General features: G+C 31.5%; 1 protein-coding gene. It reads right to left on the reverse strand.

All coding sequences use genetic code 11. The features are described from left to right. Nucleotides 1-216: 216 nt before the first annotated feature. Nucleotides 217-705, reverse strand: coding sequence for a GNAT family N-acetyltransferase (locus tag GOQ24_RS16035; protein ID WP_243731299.1), 489 nt, complete (start codon nucleotides 703-705; stop codon nucleotides 217-219). Nucleotides 706-774 lie beyond the last annotated feature (69 nt).

A 774-nucleotide genomic window follows, 5' to 3' on the forward strand; every position in this document is an offset into this window, starting at 1 on the left:
AAAATCATTTTTACAAACTCAATATAGTTTTCCACGGTTATTATTTATTATTACAAAGATCTGTAGTTTTTAATTCACACACAACTTTTGAGATTGATCCTACAAAAGTTGGATCAGGAGCAAAAGTTGGGAACTAAGTATAAATTTCAGACAATCTTTTAATTGAGCAAAGAGATCTAATTCTACTCCAAGAAGATCGTTGAGCAGTAGTATCCTTTATAACTCCATTTTCAACATGACCATATCAACTAATTGAACCCCATTTTCAACAATAGGCAAAGTATAATTTTCAATAAAAAAATTCTTTCGAACACCATACTTAACAAAGCCATTTCGCTCGTAAAAACGTATTTGTGCATCTCCACAATCTGCTGTCCCAACAATCAAAGTCTTTACATTGCTTTTTTTGACAATAGAGATAATTTCTTTAATAAGGATACTACCAACACCTTTTCCCTGTAAAGATTCGTCTACAGCAATATTTTTAAGCTCTACGACATTATCCGATTCTTTAAATAGACAAAAGACCGCATATACTTTACGTTCACGGGTCAAAATATAAACATCACAGTGAAATAAATATTTATCGATAGCTTCCTTTGTTTCATCTGCCAATAATAGCAACTCGTATGGATATTGATCACCCTCATCTAAAAGTGAAAGTTGAAAGGGCTGATCTTGGATATTCAATGTCTTTTGCATCATGTATAGTCTAATTTTATTTGTACCCGCAAAATAACTCAACTATTTCAATACATTACAAACTTTCTCACT

The sequence above is a fragment of the Myroides sp. LoEW2-1 genome, assembly GCF_009767705.1.
GTDB lineage: Bacteria > Bacteroidota > Bacteroidia > Flavobacteriales > Flavobacteriaceae > Flavobacterium > Flavobacterium album_A.